Annotated in this window: 5 protein-coding genes; all 5 read right to left on the bottom strand. The window is 69.3% G+C overall.

The window, feature by feature from the left end:
* The coding region (locus tag HOP12_02035; protein NOT32930.1) for a hypothetical protein at positions 1-733 on the bottom strand (733 nt) is incomplete at its 3' end.
* Between the two features lie 11 nt (positions 734-744).
* The gene (locus HOP12_02040) at positions 745-1719 is read right to left on the bottom strand and encodes a hypothetical protein (protein NOT32931.1); all 975 of its coding nucleotides are present in this window, start codon (positions 1717-1719) and stop codon (positions 745-747) included.
* 2 nt (positions 1720-1721) lie between these two features.
* On the bottom strand, positions 1722-2324 hold the full coding sequence (locus tag HOP12_02045) for a hypothetical protein (GenBank protein NOT32932.1): 603 nt from the start codon (positions 2322-2324) through the stop codon (positions 1722-1724).
* A gap of 9 nt (positions 2325-2333) precedes the next feature.
* A complete protein-coding gene (locus tag HOP12_02050) occupies positions 2334-3296 on the bottom strand; it encodes an SH3 domain-containing protein (GenBank protein NOT32933.1) in 963 nt (320 codons plus the stop codon).
* A 28-nt stretch (positions 3297-3324) separates the two neighbouring features.
* On the bottom strand, positions 3325-3918 hold a 594-nt coding region (locus HOP12_02055), incomplete at its 5' end, for a hypothetical protein (protein NOT32934.1).

The following is a 3918-nucleotide window of genomic DNA, read 5'->3' on the forward strand; positions in this document are numbered from 1 at the left end:
CCGACACCCTGAGCGCGCTCGGTACCGCGAGCAGGTGAGCACTCGGATCCTCGCCGCGTTCGGCGGCCCGGGTCGCGAGGCGCAGGTGCGCGGCACCCGCCAGATCGCGGCCGAGCGCGCTCAGGGTGTCGGTGGCTGCGAGTCGCGCCCATGCGTCGGAGGCGTCGGCGTTCGAGGCCTCGAGCGTGACGGCCTTGAGGTAGAGCGAGAGCGGCGTGGCGCCCGCGCCGTCGAGTCGCGAAAGGCGCGCCAGCGCGCCCGTGGTGTCTCCGGAACGCAGCACCAGTCCGGCGGCGAGCGCATCGGCAGCGGCATCACCGGTTTCGGGAGGTGCTTCGGCGCTCGCCGAAGTGCTCGCAAGTGCGGCGCGCCGAAACGCGATCCAGCGGGTGTAGGGCGTGTCGCGCTTCCAGTGTGCGACCGTGGCGGCGAGACGCTCGAACTCGGCGCGGCTGCCCAGCTCGAGGTAGGCGTGCCCGAGCAGAAACGCGGCGCGATCGGCCTCGCCGAAAGTGGAGGGGGACTCGAAGTCGATGGCTTCCAGATTCTCGACCACGGCGCGCGACTGACCACTCAGGTGTTCGAGGGCGGCGCGGCCGAGCCGCAACGCGCTTTCGTCGACCACGCGCTCAGCCGGCTCGGCGAACGCGAGTGACGCAGCGGCGCACAGGCACGCGAAGACCAGTGCCGAGAACCGGGGCCCGACTCCCCGAGGGATGCGGAAGAGACGCACGATCAGGTCGCTCAGCCGCGGATCGGGTGGGGGCGGTCGGCGTGCAGCCAGGTCGTCGCCTCGATGCTCGGGGCGCCCTGATCGGGGCGCACGGTCGAGAGGTCGAGGCGCAGGAAGGTGAGGCGGTCACGCACCGGCTCGAGCGAGACGTATCCGATCGATCCGTCGACGGCTTCCGCCCCGAGCGCGATCTGGATCACCTGTTCGCGGGGCTCCACGAAGCCGTGGAACACCTGGACGACGCCGCCCTGCTGGAGCGAAGTGCGCTGCGATTCGGTCAGCGGCACCGTGAGCCTGGCGCCGTCCTCGAGCGTCACCGTCACGCCGGACACCGGAATGCCCTGCGGATAGCCGCTCAGCACCACCACCAGCGCGGTGCGCTGATCGCCGGTGAAGTCGTCCTGCAGGCGCTGCAGCCGTCCGCGCTGCTCGGCGAGAAGTCGTTCCATCTGATCGAGCTGCCCTTCGAGCTGCCCGAGTTCGGTGATGCTCGCGAACAGCTCGCGTCGCTGGCGCTCGTTGTCCGCGAGCGAAACCGAGTCGCGATCGGCCAGGATGCGGGCGAGCATCTGCCCCCACTCGAGGAAGCGCGGGTCGACGTCGGCCGCGAGCCCCTCGCCTTCGAGCGGCTTCTGACGCAGCAGGTCGAACTGGGCGCGGATGAAATCGCGATTCTCCTTGAGGAATCGCAACATCGGCAGCTTGAGCTTCTGCGGCTTGATCCGATCGACCTCGACGGTGAGCGGCACGCCGCTCCACACGTCGGCGGGCGAGATCTCACCCGCCGGGAGGCTGGGAGCGACCACGGCTTCGGAAGCATGCGCGACGAACGCCGTGGCGAGTGCCAGCGCGAGCGACAGCACCAGGACGAACGCGAGTCGCATCGCCCGCGGAGTGATCGAGGCCTGAGCAACGTGCGCAACCCGCGCGCGCGGTGGCGCGTCGAGACGCGAGGGCAGGAGGCGAGGATCGGGAACGCGCGTCATGCTCAGCCCCTCCAGGTGCGCCGGACCTTGCCGGCGGCGGCGTCGATCACCACGAACAGCGCGGGCACGTTGGGCGCCAAGTAGACGAGCATCCACGTGGTTTCGTCGGGCGCGTCGACTTCGATCGCACCGCGCATCAGCAACATGCTGCGAAGCTCACCGCCATGGGAGCGGCAGAACTCGAGCCCCGCATGATCGTCGGCCACATGCCGCGCCGCGCCGCTGTCCATCCAGCCGGCGCCCAGTGGCGGTGCTTCGAGTTTCATCTCGAGGTTCTCGGCCTCCACGATGCGGCCGTCGCGCACCGAGTAGGCTCGATGGCGATCGAGCGAATGGGAGTGGAACAGGTAGCTCCAGCGCGGGGCCGCCCCACTCGGATCGAGCGCTTCGTCGTTTTCGACGTAGACCAGCTGCGCGTCGGCCGCCCACGAGACCGCGGCCGCGCTCGCAAGATCGAGCCCGACGCGGGCCTCGACCGGCGCGGGGTCACGGGCCAGCGCGCGCTGCGACGTGAGCGCGAGCGGCGCGAGCAGCAGCGCGAGCCACAGCAGCGCGAGCGCGGGGCGCGTCGCGCGCGATGAAACGGGGCGTCGAGTGGTCGGCATCGGCGACTCCTAGAAGAGGTAGAAGGTGCCGAGCGAGAACTCGACGTTGTCGTTGGAGACGCGGGCGTTCTCCGCTCCGGACTTGAAGCGGTAGTCGCGGACTTCCCATCGCATCGCGGTGCGCTTGGAGAGGAACAGCATCGTGCCGGCGCCCATGTTGTAGGCGGTCTCGGTGTCGCCCTGCATGATGTTGGAGCCGACGCCGCCGGTGACGAACGGCACCATCTGGCGGCCCGGCAACAGTTCGAGCGTGAAGTTCAGGTTGTAGAACAGCATGTGGAACTTCTCGGCTTCGAGCGAGAGATCGAACAGCGACTCGACGATCTCGGCCGGTCGCGAGATGTGCGTCCACGAAACACCGCCTTCGAACTGCAGGCGATCGAAGATGTAGTAGCCGAGCCGACCGCCCAGCACGAGCGAGTTTGATTTGCGATCGAACGCGTAGGCACCGGCGTAGCCGTTGAGCACGAAGCTGCCGGTGCGCGAGTAGAGCTTGGGGTTCGGTCTCCACTCGAGGTCCGACAGGTCGTCGAACTCCTTGCACAGCGAGCTGTGGATCCAGCCGGTCTCGGTGGTCGAGAGCCGCACGCCGAACCAGTCGCCGCTCTTGGTGACCACCACGAACTCGGTGCCCTTGGCGAAAAGTCCGACGATCGAATAGGCGTCGCCCGGGCCCGAGCGCATCACATTGTGCGAACGCTCGGTGAGGCGCACCTTGCGGACCGCGGTGAGCCGCGAGTTGGGTCCCACGGAAACGGTGCTGGTGAGACCGGCCGGTGCGTCGGTCGTCACCGCCGCGTCGGTGACCGGCGCCGGAGCGACATCCGCAGCAGGCGCGTCGGTCGTCGTCGAGTCGGCGGGCGGCGGATCGTCGGCGCGCGCCGGCGCTGCGAGCAACGTGGCCACCAGCGTGAGCGCGAGCAACGCGCGCAACGAGGCGGTGACGATCGAATGTGATTGCGTGCTCGTCATGGACGTCCCTTTCACCGCCGGAGGGCCGCTAGCGCCACTCCATCACGCGCGCGACTTCGAATCGCGCGCTCCAGTCGCCGAATCCCTCGCGTGACTCGACGATCGCGGTGCCGCTGCGATGCGCGGTGTCGAGCGAGAAGAAGCGGCGTTCGAATTCGAGTCCGAGCCTCCACGACGCGGCGAGTGGCCGCGTGAACGACATGCCGCCGCCGCCGATCCACTCGGCGATCGGAGCGAACGTGACTTCGACCGGGCCACCGGAGGTCGCGACCTGGATGCGGTCCGGGTCGAAGTGCAGCGCCAGTCGGCCGGCGCTCGCACTCGCGAACATCTCGGTGCCCCAAAACGATGCGAGTCGGCCGCGGCCGACGAGTTCCCAGCTGGTTTCGGTGACGCGCGTGGTGGCCGGTGCACCGGAAACGCCGAGCGCCTGATCGGTACCGGTCCGCCAACCCCTCACGCCACCCGCCAGCGGGCCGAGGCCGACCAGCGCCTGCGCCCCCCATCCGAACTCGGGAGTGGCGCTCCACTGGTAATCGGCCAGTGCGGCGTCGGGTTGAGTGGAACCTCCGAGCACGCCGAATGAAATCCAGCGTGGACGGGCGTCGGCGGCCTGCGGGGC

The sequence above is a fragment of the Candidatus Eisenbacteria bacterium genome (genome assembly GCA_013140805.1).
GTDB lineage: Bacteria > Eisenbacteria > RBG-16-71-46 > RBG-16-71-46 > RBG-16-71-46 > JABFRW01.